This is a genomic window from Oceanobacillus oncorhynchi, from assembly GCF_000821065.1.
Classification (GTDB): domain Bacteria; phylum Bacillota; class Bacilli; order Bacillales; family Amphibacillaceae; genus Oceanobacillus; species Oceanobacillus oncorhynchi.
Genome location: NZ_CDGG01000001.1, coordinates 276,896 through 292,883 on the forward strand (window position 1 = coordinate 276,896; position 15,988 = coordinate 292,883).

Here is a 15,988-nt window from a genome sequence, read left to right on the forward strand (position 1 = left end):
AGTCGACCAAAACACAAAACAATACGGAGGCAATTCACGATGACCCAAGTACATTCTAGCACGAAAACACGGACATTTACACATTTAACCGAAATAGAGAGAGGACAAATCGCAGCGTATCTGGAAGAAGGCTTATCTATAAGGGAAATAGCGAGAAGAATAGGACGAAATGTAAGTACGATTTCCCGAGAGAAACAGCGAGGTTCGGTGAAACAAATGGATACCCGTCGCAAAGACCGTATATAACTGGATTGATGCCGGATTACTAGGTTAGAAATGTGGATTTAGAGCTGAAGCTTCGTCGCTCCACCAAAAAGAAAACGAATCGAAAACATAAAAAACTGCTCGGAAAAAGCATCGATGATCGTCCAGCAGTTGTTGATGCAAGGGAAGAAATGGGACACTGGGAGATTGATACGGTGATTGGTTATCGCTCCAAAGACGATGTATTACTCACCCTGACAGAGCGGAAAACGCGCCATGAAATTGTTCGGAAGATACGAGCTAAAAAAGCACCAGAAGTAACGAGGGCATTAGAACAATTATTAGAGGAATCTCCAAAGCTTCAATGTGCTTTTAAAAGCATCACAGCCGATAATGGTTCCGAGTTCAGTGAACTGGCTGAATGGGGAGAGGAAAAAGGAATAGACATTTATTTCGCCCAACCTTACTCCTCTTGGGAAAGAGGGACAAATGAGAGACATAACGGACTAATTAGAAGGTTTATCAAGCAATGCCATTCCAGCCCTATATAGTAGTTTCAGATAAAGTGTTGCATTTACTATTGCAATTTAGGAAAATTTTAAATTTTTAAATGCAGCATTTTGCGAAGTTCAATGAAGCAGAATATATGGATTTCTATATGAGCGATATCTCTTATTGAGAGTGCAATTGGAAATGATATTCATCAGGTTATTGTGTGCGAATGACTTAAATGAAAAGTTATAGCGATATAACTGGAAAAAGTAATTTCCAGACTTTAAAATAATTCTTTGAATCGAGTAGTTAATAAAAACGGAAAATATAAAAATAACCCCTGTCTACTATATATAGACGGGGTTATTTTATATACATTTATAATAATTTTAACAGCTTTAAACCATGTGTAATTCCTTCATTTTCATTTGATTTTGTAATGATATCTGCATAAGGATAGAGGTCTTTATGTGCATTCTCCATAGCTATCCCTACACCTACAAAATCTAGCATTTCCTTATCATTCAATCCATCTCCAAAAGCAATAGCTTCTTCAGGTACTACATTTAAAAACTGAAGCATTTCTTTAACGCCAGATGCTTTTGAAATGGAGTGAGGCATGACATCAATGGCGAATTCATGCCATCTGACAAAAGATAAGTCCGGAAATTGTTGAATATAATCAATTTCTTCGCCGTTTTTACAATATACTATAGCTTGAAACAAGGTCGCTTTTTTCCAATAATCAGGATGGTATTCTGGTTTATAGTTCAAATGTAAGTCTTTAAAAGTCTGCATAACTTCATTATGATCAAAAATATTACTGACAGACTTCTGTTCGCTGGAAAAAACTAATGGATGCTGTTTCGTTCCGGCATATTCAACAAGTTTTTGCAAAGCGGATGTATCCATGGAATGCTTATGAACAACTTTTCCTTTATAAACGGAATAAGCTCCGTTAAAACTGACAAAGGAATCGACCTTTAGTTCCTCTGCGATGCCAGAAAAGTGATAGGGAGGACGTCCTGTAGCAATAATCACTTCTACTCCTGTATTTCTTATTTGATCCAGGGATTTCCTGGTTTGATTAGAAATTTGCTTATTATCATTAACCAGTGTGCCATCAATATCCAGAAAACAAACTTTATAATCATTGTTCTTTGTCTGCATGACTATAACCTACCTTGCTTTTCCAAAAGTATTTTCTTTTGTTAAGCTTGTCAAAAATTCATATAATAAATGAATGGTTTTTTTCACGTCCTGAAGACTGACTGTTTCTACTGGTGTATGTGTATAACGTGTCGGAATAGAAATATTTGCGGTAGCGATACCGGCATTTTCAAAAACAATAAAAGCATTTTCAGTGATTACCCCTACAGCTACCTCTCTCTGGTAATTGATTTTATTTACTTGGCATGTATTTATCAGAGATTGTATTAATTTTGAATCTGGCAAAACACCTGCAAGTGTTCCTTTTCCATGATAATTCAGAAATGTAAGTGCAGGGCCTTTATCTAAGCCGACATCGGAATAATTCGTTAGTTCTGGCGTATCACAAGCTGGTGTTACATCTAGACCGATAGAGACATGTGGTTTTATTTTCCTTACTGCTGGCAGGACACCTCTGATATTAAATTCCTCCTGAACACATGCAACCAGATATATATCCCACTCTAACGGTGTGTGAGATGAACTTAGTTGTTCTGCTAATTCTAATAAAACTGTGCAGGCAACCCGGTTATCCATCGCTTTTCCTGTTACCCATCCATTTTCTCTTTCCAGATAGTTTGCTTGATAGCAGATAGTGCTTCCAATCTGTACTCCTTTTTTATGTGCTTCTTCTTTAGAAGCTGCGCCAATATCAATATATAGCTGATCTTGTGCAGGGAATCTCCCTTTTTCTTCGGATTTTAAGAAATGATATGCTTTTGTTCCGACAACCCCCGTAATCGTTCCTTTATCCCCCAATATCTGAAGCTGGTTTCCTGGAAGAACATTTACATTAGCGCCGCCAATTCTTTCGAAAAATAAGAAACCATTTTCATCAATATGTCTTACAATAAAGCCTACTTCATCCATATGAGCAAAAATCATTATTCTTTTCCTGTTTGGCTTGTTAGAAGGTAAGAAACCAATCACATTGCCTATTGTATCTACTTCAACGTAATCCATATATTTAGAAAAATAATGATACATATAATCAATGACCGAATCTTCTTGTGAGCTGACAGCATTTATCATGGATAATTCCTTCAGGTGCTCGCTGATATTCATTTAGAATCACCTATTCCTAAAGACTTTTTTATATTTTTCATCGCCTGTAATTTTTCTGAGTCGGTTTCTTTGTAATAGATATACGATCCAACAACAAAGATATTTGCTCCCTGTTGAGAGCACCACAATGCTTCTCGCGGTGTAATCCCTCCATCGACTTCGATAGCAAAAGAATACTTTTTGCTAGATTTTAAATGGCTTAACATTGTCATTTTCGATAAAACTTCTTTAATAAAGGACTGTCCTCCAAAACCGGGATTTACGGTCATTAGGAGTACCATATCAATATCTGATAAGATAGGTTCTATCAAAGAAATTGGTGTCGCTGGGTTTAAAGCAACGCCCGCTTTTATGCCATGCCCTTTTATTTGATAGATTAATCGGTGCAGATGAATGGCTCCCTCTGCGTGAATAGTGATGCTATCAGCACCGGCATGAACAAAATCAGCTATATATTGACTTGGATTTTCAATCATTAAATGTACATCCAGGAACAGATTTGTATAGGTTCTTATCGAGTAGATAATATTAGCACCAAATGAAATACTGGGCGCAAATACACCATCTATTACATCCAAGTGTAAAAATCTCGCTCCGCCTTTTTCAGCGATATCAATTTCTTTGCTTAAATGTAGAAAATCTGCGTTTAAAATGGACGGAGCCAGGATTTGTTTTTTCAACTTTATTCGAAGCCTCCTGCTTATTTATTCTAATAATTCCTTTATATAAGGAAGAATACATTGAAAGACTTCCTCTTTGGTAGCTGCATATCGAATGCTCGATAATTTTTCTTTATCTTTTAATATTTCCGAAAGTGCCTGCAGCATGATTAAATGCTGTCCTGAATCAGTAATTGCTAACATAAAAATGATTTCCACGTTTAGAGATTCACTTGAGGTCATTTCATTAAAGATAACCGCATCACTTAAGATTCCTACAGCTAAGCTTTCCTGCTTCACATGGACTGGATCTGCATGTGGAATAGCGACGCCTATAGAAGTCGTCTTCAGCCCGGTCGGATATTGTTCTTCACGTTTTACAATTGCTTGTTTAAAAGAATCCTGCACGTAACCCCTGTCATAGAATACTTGACTCAATTCCTTCAATAATTCTTTCGATGAACTAGCGCAGATATTCAGCATAATCATATCTTCATCAAATTTTAATTTGTTTCTGTTTTTATCTTGATTCATTTTGGAACCTCCAGCAGTACTTTAGTCTATTGGATTATTGCCTTTATGACGTCTTTTCAGGCTCTTCTTTTCTATTTATCTTTTTAAATACAAAGTAGTACAGCACGATTATAAATAGTGCCAGGACAATAAATCCTAATACTTCCATTCTCATTAAGATGGTAATAATAAAGTTAAATACATTTCCAATATATAATGCAGATACTTCTGTTCCGCCCGCAGATTCGATAAATCCTCCGGCACCGGCTAAGTCTGTATAGTAAGAAGAAAAGAAGGTAGCTATATAAAGAACTAACACCATATAGAATGTAGAGCTGATAAGTGTTCGGATAACATCTCCCTTATGCATAATAGTTGCCATACAGATAAAGAAAGGAGCAAAAGCTAAATCTGCCAGAGGGAGTACCTTATTGCCCGGCAGGATGGCAGCTAAGACGAGTGTGATGGGAATAATTAAGATACCTACTGTAATCGTTGTCGGATGCCCTAATGTAACTGCTGAGTCTAATCCTATAAAGAATTCTTTGCCTTTAAATTTTGTTTGAAAGAATTTTTTCGCAGCATCTGAAATGGGCATCAGTCCTTCTACAATAATTCGGATAACACGCGGGAACAGGATCATGATACCCGTGATTACAATGACCAGCTGACTGCCGTCCACGAAGCTTGTGCTTGCTAATATAGCGATAATTACACCCAGTATAACTCCTATAATTACTGGGTCCCCAAACATACCAAACTTCTTTTGGATAAAGTTTGTATCTATTTTCCGGTTATTTAGTGCCGGTATTTTATTGAATATTTTATCCATCAAAGCATAGAAGGGGACGGTAGAAGTAGCGAATCCCTGACTGATGGATATCCCTTCAATACCGATAACCTTTTGAACCTTTTTAGCTGTTAAATCAGCAACGATAAGCGAGAAGATAGCGTGAGAAATTGCGGCCATAATACCATAAAATAAATTTGAGGTAATAAGAGCAACTACAGATCCCGTCAATGCATAATGAGAGTAATTGAAAATATCAATATTCATCGTTTTGGTAAGCTTGCTGATTAATAGAAGAACGTTTAAACCAAAAATAATCGGGATGATAAGAGCTCCTACAGTTGTTGAAAAAGCAATGCCGGCAGAGGTTCCTGACCCTAAATCAATAACAGATAGATTTAAGCCAAACCGATCAACCATGGTTTGAACGGACGGTGAAAGATAATCGCCTATTAAGCTGACGACCAAATTCAAGCCTAAAAAGCCAACTCCAACTGTTACAGCAGCTTTAATTGCCCGTAGTACGCTTAAACGGAATGCCAAACCAACGATAAACAGGACAATAGGAACAAAAATGGTTGCGCCTAAGGATAATATATAATCGACAACACTTTGCATGTTAAGCTCTCCTTTATACTTTAGTCAGATAAAGCGCTTATAATTTGCTCTTTAATACCTTTCTCATTAATTCCTGTTAAGAAACCGGCACCTGAAAGGGCAGGAACCCCGAAGTCAGATTCTACCTTCATGCTTGTCACGATCAAGTCTGCATCACTAACCTCGTAGACTAATTCAGATAAAGTAGTTTGTGTGAGTTGATAATCAATTCCTGCTTCATCCAGTGTCTGGCGGACTTTATCCGCTATTAATGTTGAAGTTGCAATACCGCCGCCACATGCTACGATTACTTTTTTCATATATTGACCTCTCCTTTAATTGAGATTGATTTGTTACTAAATAGACATCTATCCAGTGTTAAGCTTTTATAGCTGTCTCCCGAAAGGCTTTTACTTTATTCATAAATTCTTTTACACGTTTTTGCTCAACCTTATTTTCAAATTTCCCTTCATATTTAAATGCTGTTCCTACTACCGCGCCATCCGCAATTGATAGTTGCTGTTCTAAATTTTCAATGCGTACACCGGTATTTGCCAATACGACGCAATCAGGAACGGTATCTTTTACTTTTTTCAAGATTTGTGAATCGGTTTGTTCTCCAGCCGTTAATCCGGAAACGCAAAGCGCATCGGGGCGATTATTAAATACAGTAGACTTGGCTATGTCTTTGATATCTCTGTCAGCAACATATTTTGCTGCTTCAGGCAGGATATTAAATAGCAGCTTCACATCCTGGGCATGCAGGTGATACTGATGTCTGACGGTTTCACCAACTTTTGTGTCCCATAGTCCAAAGTCACTTGCATATACACCGGTAAATATTTCCCGGACAAATTGAGCCCCGGTGGCAGCGGCTAAATCAAGTGATCGTTTTGCATCCCATAATACGTTAACGCCATAAGGTATTCTTATATCATTCATCAGTTCCCCGATTACTCTGGCCATCGCAGAAACTGTTTCGGTTTTTACCTCTGTTAAATAAGGAAGGCTGAATTCATTAGAAAACATAACAGCATCTACACCGCCATCCTGTAATGCCTTTAAATCCTTGCGGGCCACTTCTATGACATAATCCATTCCTTTTTTATAGTCATAAGACGGGTCTCCAGGTAAAGGCTGCAGGTGACACATTGCGATAATTGCTTTTTCTGTTCCAATTACTTCTTTTAACCAAGTCATCAATAACTTCCTCTCTTTTCAGTTTTTTGCTTGAGGGATATCGATAGAGATTCCCGCTTTTTTATACTCTTTCATTTCCGCATCCGATAGAGGTTTATTCGTTATAATTCTATCTAGTGCATCTATTCCGGCGACGGATGAAAATGCTACTTGGTTGAACTTTCTATCATCCGCTAATAGTATGATTTCATTGGCGATTTTCATCATCGTTTTTTTAATGTTGGTTTCATCAATATTGGAATTCGTTAATCCTTTATCCGCATCAATAGCATCTGTTCCTAAAAACACTTTATCTACATTGAGCTGACGCAGCATGTCTTCTGCAAAAGGTCCATTTAGGCTATACACCCCCTTTCGTTTTTGTCCGCCGACAACAACAATATCTATGAGGTCATTTTCACTGAGAACCATGGCGTTTTTGATGTCATTTGTAATAGCTGTTATATTTTCAGTGCATTGAGCTGCAAGTTTTTTAGCTAGTAATAAGGTTGTTGTACCGGAATCCAGGAGGACCGTTTCTCCAGAATAGATGTGTTTGAAAGCCAGTTGTGCAATTTCTTCTTTCTCTTGAATTGCTTCTTGTTCTTTGATAACATGGCGAGGCTCAAAACGGGTTCCTTTTAATTTTTTACTTTTAGCTCCACCATGAATCCTGATAATAAGATTTTGCTTCTCTAATTCTTTTAAATCTCGTAAAATTGTTGGCTTGGAAACATTAAATTTATTTGTTAAATCGATGATGTTTACAGTTCCTTTATCATCTATAAATTCTAAAATTAACTCTAATCTTTCTGCTGGTAAAATCTCCATCCACTCCTTGTATAATGTATGATTTCATTTGATTAGTTATGACTTATGATGATTTTTTATAGTAGGAACATGAGGTGATTTGTATCGTGATAGTAATTTTTATTTATTATTGCCGCTTTTTAGACCTGTTTTCCTTAAAAAGTTGAATAATATTAAAAAATACTTCACAAAAAATCAACCCAAGCTGTTTTAATCCATGAAAATAAAAAATCTCCAGCTATTCATTTCAGAATAACTTGAGATTTTCTAATGATATCTTCTTTATACAAGCATCCAATGCTCTGGTCTCACTTCTTCTAACCGATTTTTTTCAAAATGATATGTCTCTGTCTTAATAGCATGCTCCTGGATCTTTTTCGATTCAATACCAGGGTGTGGAATAAGTACAGCATCGAGCCGCGATTGGTATATGGGTGAAGCGGATTTCATAGAGCTCCTCACTCTCTGATACCTCAACACTTTTTCCGGAATACATCACTGCAATCTGGTCACATATATGTTTTACCATCGCACGTGGTTGAGTGAAAGTGGCTGTTGTATCGTTTTGTTCAACAATTTGTCCATCCTTCATCACGACAATACGATCACACATGCCAGCAACAATACCGAAATCATGGGTGATTAAAATGATACTCATATTAAATTTATCCTGTAAATTTTTCATTAGTTGCGGAATTAGTGCTTGAATGCGGACATCTAATGCGGTTGTTGGCTCATCAGCAATTAATAATTTTGGCAGGCAAATTAAAGCCATCGCAATCATTGCACGCTGCAGCATTCCTCCGGAAATTTCATGCGGTCAACTTTTAAATATCAACCGAAATAATAGCATTTGGTTAGCAAAAGGTAGATAATAGAACGTAATAGACATTGAATGAAATGGATTGAAGAAATGTCATGGTCATCGTCGAATTTCTTTCTATTCCTTCTTGCCATGCAGTCCTAAAGCAATACGTCAGGAATGATGTTGCGAATCAACCATCGTTATGCTAGGATGAATGTAATTAATAGGGAGGAGGGATTCTTTTGATCGATAACCAATCTTTGCATCGCTAATGCAGAAGCTTCAGACTCGAGACACGATATGTGCCCAGATGAAGGATTGGTCTATCTTTTTTTAGGAGCCCTATACGGTGAAAAGTAAGAGCAGGGGGTGGAGTCTAATCTGTCCCTGCTTTTTTAGTTTTACAGAGTATCCTTCCCTGGCTGGCATGTATAAAGCAGAATAAAAAAGGAGGAGGTGACGGATTTGGATAAACAAACTGTGTCAGGATTAGCTCACAAATACGGGTTAGAATTGAAAGAGGATTCTATCCGCTTTAATGAATCCGGATTGGATTTTCTCGCTGCTTTTGCAGAGGATTCAGATGGAGCGGAATGGGTCTTAAGAATACCGAGACGCGATGATGTGATGGGAAGAACAGTCGATGAAGGGAAAGTGTTAGCGTTCGTTCATCAGCATGTATCCTTTCAGGTTCCTGTCTGGTCCATTTATGAAGAGGATGTAATCGCCTATAAAAAATTGAGCGGGGTTCCAGCAGGCACGATTGACCCAGAAATTCAAAACTATGTCTGGGAAATGGATATTGAAAACATACCTGAAGCCTTTCACCAGAGCCAGGGAGCGGTTTTAGCATCTTTACACACAGTTCCTGTAAAAGACGCAGAAAAAGCTGGAATTCCTGTCCAAACGGCAGAGGAAGCAAAGGCCTCCATGAAAGAACGAATGGAAAAGGTAAAGAAACATTTTGGCGTGGCTGATGCCCTTTGGAATCGCTGGCAGGACTGGTTGAATAATGATGAAGTATGGCCAAAGCAAACAGGATTGATGCATGGTGATATGCATGCCGGCCATACGATGATCGATAACGATTCAAGGGTTATTGGTTTAATTGACTGGACAGAAGCGAAAGTAACAGATGTTTCCAATGATTTTGTCTTCCAATATAAAGCATTTGGAGAAGATGCGCTGGAGAAGCTTCTTCATCACTATAAAGAAGCTGGAGGTATTTACTGGCCAAGAATGAAGGAGCATATCATAGAGCTGGATGCTGCGTATGCTGTAGCGATTGCGGAGTTTGCGATTGTTTCTGGTGTGGAGGAATATGAGCAGATGGCGAAGGAAGCGTTGGGTGTTGGAAGATAAATATAAGGATAATCACGTCTAACTTTGAGCGATAGATTCATTTTAACCCGAAGAACTGAATTTATTTCGCTTCCATAGTAATAAGGTTATTCATGTGAAAATGACTTGTTTTTAAATATGTAAATAGGGTATACTATCAGTAGAAAGACATATAATTAAAAGACCGTTCCATGCTGGTACATGAAACGGTCACAATAGACTGAACCCCATCAAGAGGGGCTAGGTAGCGGGAAAAATAATCCCTCACTTTCCTACGACAAGGCATGAGGGATTATTTTTTATGGTCTTTATCAGACATGATGAACGCTATTAACATCCCAAAAGATATCATTAGCGTTAACACGCTTTCTAGATCCATAGGCAAACACCTCCCTCCCTAGGAAGTCTCCTAATAAAGACTACCGACAGGACGACAAGTGCTACCATAACCCTCATGTGAAGCCAGCTTATTGATGCAACTATTATAACACAAATTAATTATCTAACAGATAGAATGGTTATATTTTTAATAAGGAATAGTATAAAAAACTGTAAGTCTGATAACTCTCGGCGGAAGCAAGATGCTTCGTCGTTTATTTGCATTTTCATAAGGGAATATTAAAAATAAACGAAAGCGAAAAGAGGTGCTGCTGAATGGTTCAATTAGGAAAAAAAGAATTGTTTCCAATTGGAATGGGAACCTGGCATATGGGAGATTATCCAGAAAAAAGGAAGCAAGAAATAGAAGCCCTAAGATACGGAATGGAAAGCGGCATTGAAGTAATTGATACGGCGGAAATGTACGGGGAAGGAAATTCAGAAAACCTTATTGGCGAGGCGATTCAAGATGTAAAGAGGGAGGATATTTACCTGATTTCCAAGTTCTATCCGTTTCATGCACAGGAGCCGGATTTGGAGCGCTCGCTGGAGAATTCATTGAAACGGCTAGGTACAGATTATCTGGATTTATATTTATTGCATTGGAAAAGCAGTACACCACTGGAGGAAACAATCGAATCGCTTGAAAAGTATGTAAAGGACGGGCGCATTCGTGCGTGGGGTGTTTCCAATTTCGATACAAAAGACGTTGAAGAAATGAGGCAGACTGCTGGCGGGGAAAACAGTACTGCGAATCAAGTATTATATAATATAGCGAGCAGAGGGATTGAATATGGTTTACTGCCGATGCAGAGAGAAAAGGGATTGCCAACCATTGCCTATTCCCCAACTGCGCAAGGGGATACGAGAGGCGATAAAATCACATCGAACAAAGTCCTGCAAAAGATAGCAAAGCAACATGATGCAACTGTATTTCAGGTGATGCTGGCATGGACGATTCGTCACGATGATGTACTGGCTATCCCGCAATCCAGTGATAAAAAGCATATTCAGGAAAATATAGATGCCGCATCGATAAAGCTTTCTGAAGAAGAGCTGCAGCTCATTGAAAAAGAATTTCCTGCGCCGAAGCGGAAGATGCCGTTAGATATTATCTGAGGCCGGCTGCCCGTTCTTTAATGATGATAGGAAAAGAAACCAATGAAAAACCCGGATAAGTTCGGATTTTTTCATTGGTTTCTATTTTCACTATAATAATCCATCTCTGACCATTTGTAAGATGTCGCTGTCTGCTTTAAGTATATCTTCTTCTGCGCGGGAGGCGATATTCTCTGCTGTTTGCTGCGCCTTCGAGATTTCCTCTTTTTCATGGATGGTTAAGATTTGTTTATTTTCCATAATTACTTTCCCATCAATGATGGCTGTATCTACTTCGTCTCCTCTTGCGGAATATACCAGGTTTGGAACGATATTACGAATGGGCTTGGTTAGCACAGGATAGAAGGCAGGAGCAGTTAAATCTACTAAGATGATATCTGCTTTTTTCCCGCTGCGCAGACTTCCCGCTTCATGATCGATGCCCATGACTTTAGCAGCTTCAATGGTAGCCATCCGAAGTGCTTGTGTGGCATGGAAGGCTTGCGGATTTTTATATTTTACTTTGTTCAATATGGCTGCAAATTTCATTTCGTTGAGCATGTTATTGCTGTTGTTTCCTGGTGCTTGATCTGATCCTAAGCAAGCTGTTCCTCCGGCATCTAGAAAATGCTGTACGGGCGGGACCATTCCATCGATGATGCCAATACTTCCAGCACAGTAAATCATACTGGCACCGCTTTTGGCTATAAATGCAGTCTCTTCGTCTGTGGCCTCGGTAAGATGTACCGCAATTAATCGCTCATTTAAGAAATCATGCTCATCCAGAAATTCAATACTTCTTTTTCCATAACGTTTTTCCATCTGATTGATTTCCCGGTCACCCTGGGCTACATGCATGTGCAGCTTGGTGTCTAATTTCTCTGCGTGATTTTTTACTTCCTTCAACAACTCTAAGCTCATCATATCCGGACCATGCGGGCCAAGAATAACCGTAATGCGTCCGTCTTCTGTATCATGGTGTTTCTCATATAATTCAAGGTTTCGATTTAATTTTGTCTCCCCAATAGACGACTCAAATGTATATAATTCTCCTACTGGGAGGTCGCCGATGTTATCCGGGATTTCATTGACCAGCTCAGCGACTCGGGCACGGGCGCCGATTTTTTTATAGTTGTTTACGATGAGGTCCATTCTTCCGTCATAGTCACAAAATGTTGTGGTGCCTGCTTTTATCCCCTCGATAATATTCACCATAGAACCGATAGCACTTTCGTCAGGGCGGAGGTGTTTTTGGAATGGCCACAGGCCCTTCTGCATCCAGTTTGACATATCCTGTGCGACTCCTCTAAAGATAGCAATACCTGTATGGATATGCGCATCAATAAAGCCTGGCATAATTAACTTGTTTGCAGCATCAATATGTCTTTCAGCTGTATATTCCCGTAAAATTTCCTGTGTTTGTCCGACTGCTTCGATTTTATTATGTTTTATGGCAACTGCTCCGTCCGCAATGTAGCCGACTCCTTTTCCTTCCATTGTCATCAGGTGTCCATTGTGAATGATAATATCGACTTTCATGTGAGCAACTCCTTGTACCGTATGATTTTATGCCTTAGGAGGTCTTCTCTAAGAAAACTTTCAAATTCTCTTTCTTCGCTTTCCGATTTAAGAAATATAGAATGGATAATAATACTGCTGCCGTAATAACCATGCTTACAATCGCATTTTGTGTTAATCCTGCAGAAAGAAATCCGGTCGCAGCTGAAATTCCAATAATAATGGCATAGGGTAACTGGGTTTTTACATGCTCAATATGGTCTGCAGCTGCTCCTGTTGAAGCCATGATGGTTGTATCTGATATAGGAGAGCAATGATCTCCGAACAGGCCGCCGCTAATAACCGCACCAATAGCTATAGGCAGACTGATGTCTATTGCAGCAGCCATAGGCAGGGCAATTGGCATCATAATAGAGAATACGCCCCAAGAACTTCCGGTAGAAAAAGCAATGAAAGCTCCAACCAGAAAGATAATTGCCGGAACGATAAAGGATGGCAGGTAGCTGCCGGTAATATGAGCGATATATTCTCCTAACCCCATCGTAGTGGCTATGGAACCAATCGACCAAGCCATAATAAGAATTAATGTTACGATCATTAATTTTAAAAGGCCATTGGTGAAATCTTCAAATAAATTCACTAAGGATTTGCCATAACGCAGTCTTGCATAGATAATGCCGCCAGCAGAACCGCAAATAAACCCGCTAATGATACCAAGTACAATATCCGCATTTAAAAAGGCGCCTCTAAACCCATTTTCTCCAATATTGCCTGTCCAGAAAATGACTGAAAATATGGTTCCCAGCAACAGTATCATCGGAATCAAAAAGCTGAATATATCTGCATCGGTCCTTTTATTTCCTTTTTCTGTTTCATCGTCTTCATCCATCATCAATTTATCCTGATCTCCATACAATTTCCCGGCCGTTATTGCTTTTTTCTCTGCCTGATACATGGGGCCGATATCTAAATTTAAGTTAATGACGAACAGCACACCAATCATCGCAAAAACGCCATATAAATTATAAGGAATCATCTGTATGAACAACCCCCATGGATTATCACTCAAGCTTAGTGCAGCTAATTGGGTGGCGATTAATCCTGTAATAAATGGGCCGTAACTGCTGATGGGGGACATGGCAGCCAGCGGACTTCCCATGGAATCGAGTATGTACTTCCCCAAACAAAATTTTGAGCCTTCCTTCTGGTATTGATCTTTTTCGTAGCAGCTTCAGCAAACGCCTGCGCAGCTCCGGTAGTGCGAAGGATATTAACAAATCCTCCTGTCGTTGTAACTAGCAGTAACAGGCTGGCATTCCATGGATCTGCGATAGAGGGAATCATGGTGTCTGTAATGGTATATGTAAAACCCACAAGCGGATTCCAACTATTGATGATGGTTGCGCCGAGCCAGACACCGATAAATAAAGATATAATCGTTTGCTTTGTTATGATGGCAATAATAATTGCGAGTATCGGAGGTAACAGCGATAAAAAACCATATTCCATATGTTCCATCTCCTTTTTGTTTATTAGCGCTTTCAATTGAGTGGTGAAACAAGCAACTGCCAGAGAGTTCAGCCAATATAACATGAAAAATATTTGGCGGAAGCGCTTTATTTGTGCGATTGGCTGTTTGTAGAGAACGGATGTGGTTTTCCATTTTCTATAATAATTTATAACCTTTATCTATCAGCACAAAACCTTGCGTTTGAATCAGCTTTGACCATAATTCTTTCGATTCGGCGAATCAAGAGAGTTATTTGATATGGATAGGTATGGAAGGATAATATAATCACTTCAACCAGATTTTAATCAAAAGTAAGCATTTCATTTATGTGCCTGCTGATAATCTTTCTTCATTCTCCGTTCCCCAAAGCGTATATTTTATAATTATATAGGAGGCGTAATTGATTGTATAGTTTTTATTTTTTGAATATTTATTAATTATTTTAGGTAAATCATATTTTAATTGAAACAGTGAACGCAATGTGATAGTCAATGGGAGCGACTAAACATTCAGTTGAAGGGCAGAGGGTCAAGTTTTTAAATAACATAGTAAAAAGTGTTTCAAGAGCATTGCAGCTGATTAAAAACCTTCGCTGAAGCGGAAAATGTCACTAGAAATGATGTAGGCTTTAAATTTTTTTCAAAAAAAATGATTAGTTTTATGTGAGTCGGGAAGACATCTAATGTAGCATTTTATAGGAGGTAGTTAAGATATGACATTCGTAAAATCTTATACAAACGATGAAATGTTAGAAAAAGATGTGAACAAGCTAAAGGATAATAACATCAGCTCCAATAATATTTTCATCCTCTCTCACGATGATGATCGCACTGCACGTATTGTAAATAATACGGAAGCATCAGGTATTGATTACAATAAGCAGGATATCGGAGGAGATTTTGAAAAACCAGGTGATGAGTTAAGAGAAAAACTCCGTGAACTGGGAGTTGCTGATGCAGATGCCCATGAATATGAAGAAGATATGGATGAAGGAAAAGTCTTTTTAATTGTAAAAGATGAATCAGCGAAAAGTATTGTGGGTTAACTGTAAGCACCATAATAAACGAAGCAGTTAAGCATAAATCCGGACCAATCCTAATCTCTATGGAGAAGGGAGGGGCCCGGATTTTGGTGTTTTAAAGAAGGACTTTTCTATGTGATAACTCTTAAATATCTTCCATGTTAATTATTTCAGGCGTATCAAAGTTATCACTATTCATGATTTTAATTTGTTCAGGGATTAGTTTAAGAACAGTTAAATCAGGGTCATTTTTAGAGTCAAAGTACGTTTTATCCTGCGTTTCCCATAACCAGTCAATGGTTTCTTGATCATTAATAACCTCGACCTTGGCTCTGATTTCTAAGAAGCTTTTATTTTTGGTTTCTTCGTATCCCAGCAAAATATGCGCCTGTGGGTTGCTTTCCACTTCTTCTACCTTTGGGGAATCCTCATCTGTTTTTGTGTATAATACCGCTTCATCATGGTAAAAGACCATATATCGGCTGTTTGGTACATTATTATGGGAAGTAGATAGAACGCCGACCTTTGAAATATCTAAGATCTTTTGAATTTCTTTTATTACTTTTGCTTTATTCATGTTGTCACCTCTTTTAAATGAGCTCATATAGTTTGATTCCAAGATTAAGTTTCCCTTTGCGATAAAAAGATATACGTCATCATGCAATGATTTTAAATCTTAACGTTAGAGGACTATTGTGTAAAATAGTGCAGTTTCAGCTTTAGATTATTATTTTTGAAACAACTGAGCGTCTAATATTTCCACTAATATAACAGCTGGCATTTGGCATTCACCCAAGAT

17 protein-coding genes and 1 pseudogene are annotated in these 15,988 nt (G+C 38.4%); 5 read left to right on the forward strand and 13 right to left on the reverse strand.

Annotated elements, in window-relative coordinates:
- Positions 1-39 precede the first annotated feature (39 nt).
- Together BN997_RS22045 and BN997_RS01285 are read left to right on the forward strand one after the other, a co-directional pair.
- Positions 40-246, forward strand: a complete 207-nt coding sequence (locus BN997_RS22045) for a helix-turn-helix domain-containing protein (protein ID WP_052484853.1) — start codon at positions 40-42, stop codon at positions 244-246.
- Between the two features lie 32 nt (positions 247-278).
- Positions 279-755: an IS30 family transposase gene (locus BN997_RS01285; RefSeq protein ID WP_052484854.1), complete on the forward strand. Its 477-nt coding sequence runs from the start codon at positions 279-281 to the stop codon at positions 753-755.
- A gap of 319 nt (positions 756-1,074) precedes the next feature.
- On the opposite strand, the gene BN997_RS01290 is transcribed toward BN997_RS01285, so the two are convergent.
- From BN997_RS01290 to BN997_RS23410, 9 genes and pseudogenes are all read right to left on the reverse strand, one after another.
- Positions 1,075-1,866, reverse strand: a complete 792-nt coding sequence (locus BN997_RS01290; protein WP_042528946.1) for a Cof-type HAD-IIB family hydrolase — start codon at positions 1,864-1,866, stop codon at positions 1,075-1,077.
- A gap of 9 nt (positions 1,867-1,875) precedes the next feature.
- Complete coding sequence (locus BN997_RS01295) at positions 1,876-2,970, reverse strand: M42 family metallopeptidase (RefSeq protein WP_042528949.1); 1,095 nt, start codon at positions 2,968-2,970, stop codon at positions 1,876-1,878.
- Positions 2,967-3,650, reverse strand: coding sequence for a ribulose-phosphate 3-epimerase (rpe, locus tag BN997_RS01300; protein WP_244882316.1), 684 nt, complete (start codon positions 3,648-3,650; stop codon positions 2,967-2,969). Before rpe ends, BN997_RS01295 begins: the two co-directional genes overlap by 4 nt.
- A gap of 24 nt (positions 3,651-3,674) precedes the next feature.
- Positions 3,675-4,163, reverse strand: a complete 489-nt coding sequence (locus tag BN997_RS01305) for a PTS sugar transporter subunit IIA (protein ID WP_052484855.1) — start codon at positions 4,161-4,163, stop codon at positions 3,675-3,677.
- Positions 4,164-4,206: 43 nt separating this feature from the next.
- Entirely contained in the window at positions 4,207-5,550 is a 1,344-nt protein-coding gene (locus tag BN997_RS01310; protein ID WP_042528951.1) for a PTS galactitol transporter subunit IIC, read from the reverse strand.
- Positions 5,551-5,570: 20 nt separating this feature from the next.
- Positions 5,571-5,849: a PTS sugar transporter subunit IIB gene (locus BN997_RS01315; RefSeq protein ID WP_042528953.1), complete on the reverse strand. Its 279-nt coding sequence runs from the start codon at positions 5,847-5,849 to the stop codon at positions 5,571-5,573.
- Positions 5,850-5,907: 58 nt separating this feature from the next.
- Positions 5,908-6,729 carry a BtpA/SgcQ family protein gene (locus BN997_RS01320; RefSeq protein WP_042528956.1) on the reverse strand — a complete coding sequence of 274 codons (822 nt, stop codon included), beginning with the start codon at positions 6,727-6,729 and terminating at the stop codon, positions 5,908-5,910.
- An 18-nt stretch (positions 6,730-6,747) separates the two neighbouring features.
- Positions 6,748-7,539 carry a DeoR/GlpR family DNA-binding transcription regulator gene (locus BN997_RS01325; protein WP_042528958.1) on the reverse strand — a complete coding sequence of 264 codons (792 nt, stop codon included), beginning with the start codon at positions 7,537-7,539 and terminating at the stop codon, positions 6,748-6,750.
- 511 nt (positions 7,540-8,050) lie between these two features.
- A pseudogene (locus tag BN997_RS23410) lies at positions 8,051-8,338 on the reverse strand (ATP-binding cassette domain-containing protein); the annotation flags it as partial.
- Between the two features lie 450 nt (positions 8,339-8,788).
- Between BN997_RS23410 and BN997_RS01335 the strand changes: the two are divergent.
- Together BN997_RS01335 and BN997_RS01340 are read left to right on the forward strand one after the other, a co-directional pair.
- Positions 8,789-9,685: a macrolide 2'-phosphotransferase gene (locus tag BN997_RS01335; protein WP_042528961.1), complete on the forward strand. Its 897-nt coding sequence runs from the start codon at positions 8,789-8,791 to the stop codon at positions 9,683-9,685.
- Positions 9,686-10,318: 633 nt separating this feature from the next.
- A complete protein-coding gene (locus BN997_RS01340; RefSeq protein ID WP_042528962.1) occupies positions 10,319-11,161 on the forward strand; it encodes an aldo/keto reductase in 843 nt (280 codons plus the stop codon).
- A 90-nt stretch (positions 11,162-11,251) separates the two neighbouring features.
- Here BN997_RS01340 and BN997_RS01345 read toward each other — a convergent pair whose 3' ends face one another.
- From BN997_RS01345 to BN997_RS22815, 3 genes are read right to left on the reverse strand one after another with little or no spacing between them, the layout of a single operon-like run.
- Entirely contained in the window at positions 11,252-12,679 is a 1,428-nt protein-coding gene (locus tag BN997_RS01345; protein ID WP_042528964.1) for an amidohydrolase family protein, read from the reverse strand.
- Positions 12,680-12,713: 34 nt separating this feature from the next.
- The gene (locus tag BN997_RS01350) at positions 12,714-13,841 is read right to left on the reverse strand and encodes a Na+/H+ antiporter NhaC family protein (RefSeq protein WP_139088979.1); all 1,128 of its coding nucleotides are present in this window, start codon (positions 13,839-13,841) and stop codon (positions 12,714-12,716) included.
- A complete protein-coding gene (locus tag BN997_RS22815) occupies positions 13,754-14,167 on the reverse strand; it encodes a hypothetical protein (RefSeq protein WP_052484857.1) in 414 nt (137 codons plus the stop codon). The genes BN997_RS01350 and BN997_RS22815 overlap by 88 nt, the downstream gene beginning before the upstream one ends.
- A 713-nt stretch (positions 14,168-14,880) precedes the next feature.
- Between BN997_RS22815 and BN997_RS01355 the strand changes: the two genes are divergently transcribed.
- The gene (locus tag BN997_RS01355; RefSeq protein WP_042528966.1) at positions 14,881-15,213 is read left to right on the forward strand and encodes a YflT domain-containing protein; all 333 of its coding nucleotides are present in this window, start codon (positions 14,881-14,883) and stop codon (positions 15,211-15,213) included.
- Between the two features lie 121 nt (positions 15,214-15,334).
- On the opposite strand, the gene BN997_RS01360 is transcribed toward BN997_RS01355, so the two are convergent.
- On the reverse strand, positions 15,335-15,766 hold the full coding sequence (locus tag BN997_RS01360; RefSeq protein WP_042528968.1) for a pyridoxamine 5'-phosphate oxidase family protein: 432 nt from the start codon (positions 15,764-15,766) through the stop codon (positions 15,335-15,337).
- Positions 15,767-15,988: the final 222 nt, after the last annotated feature.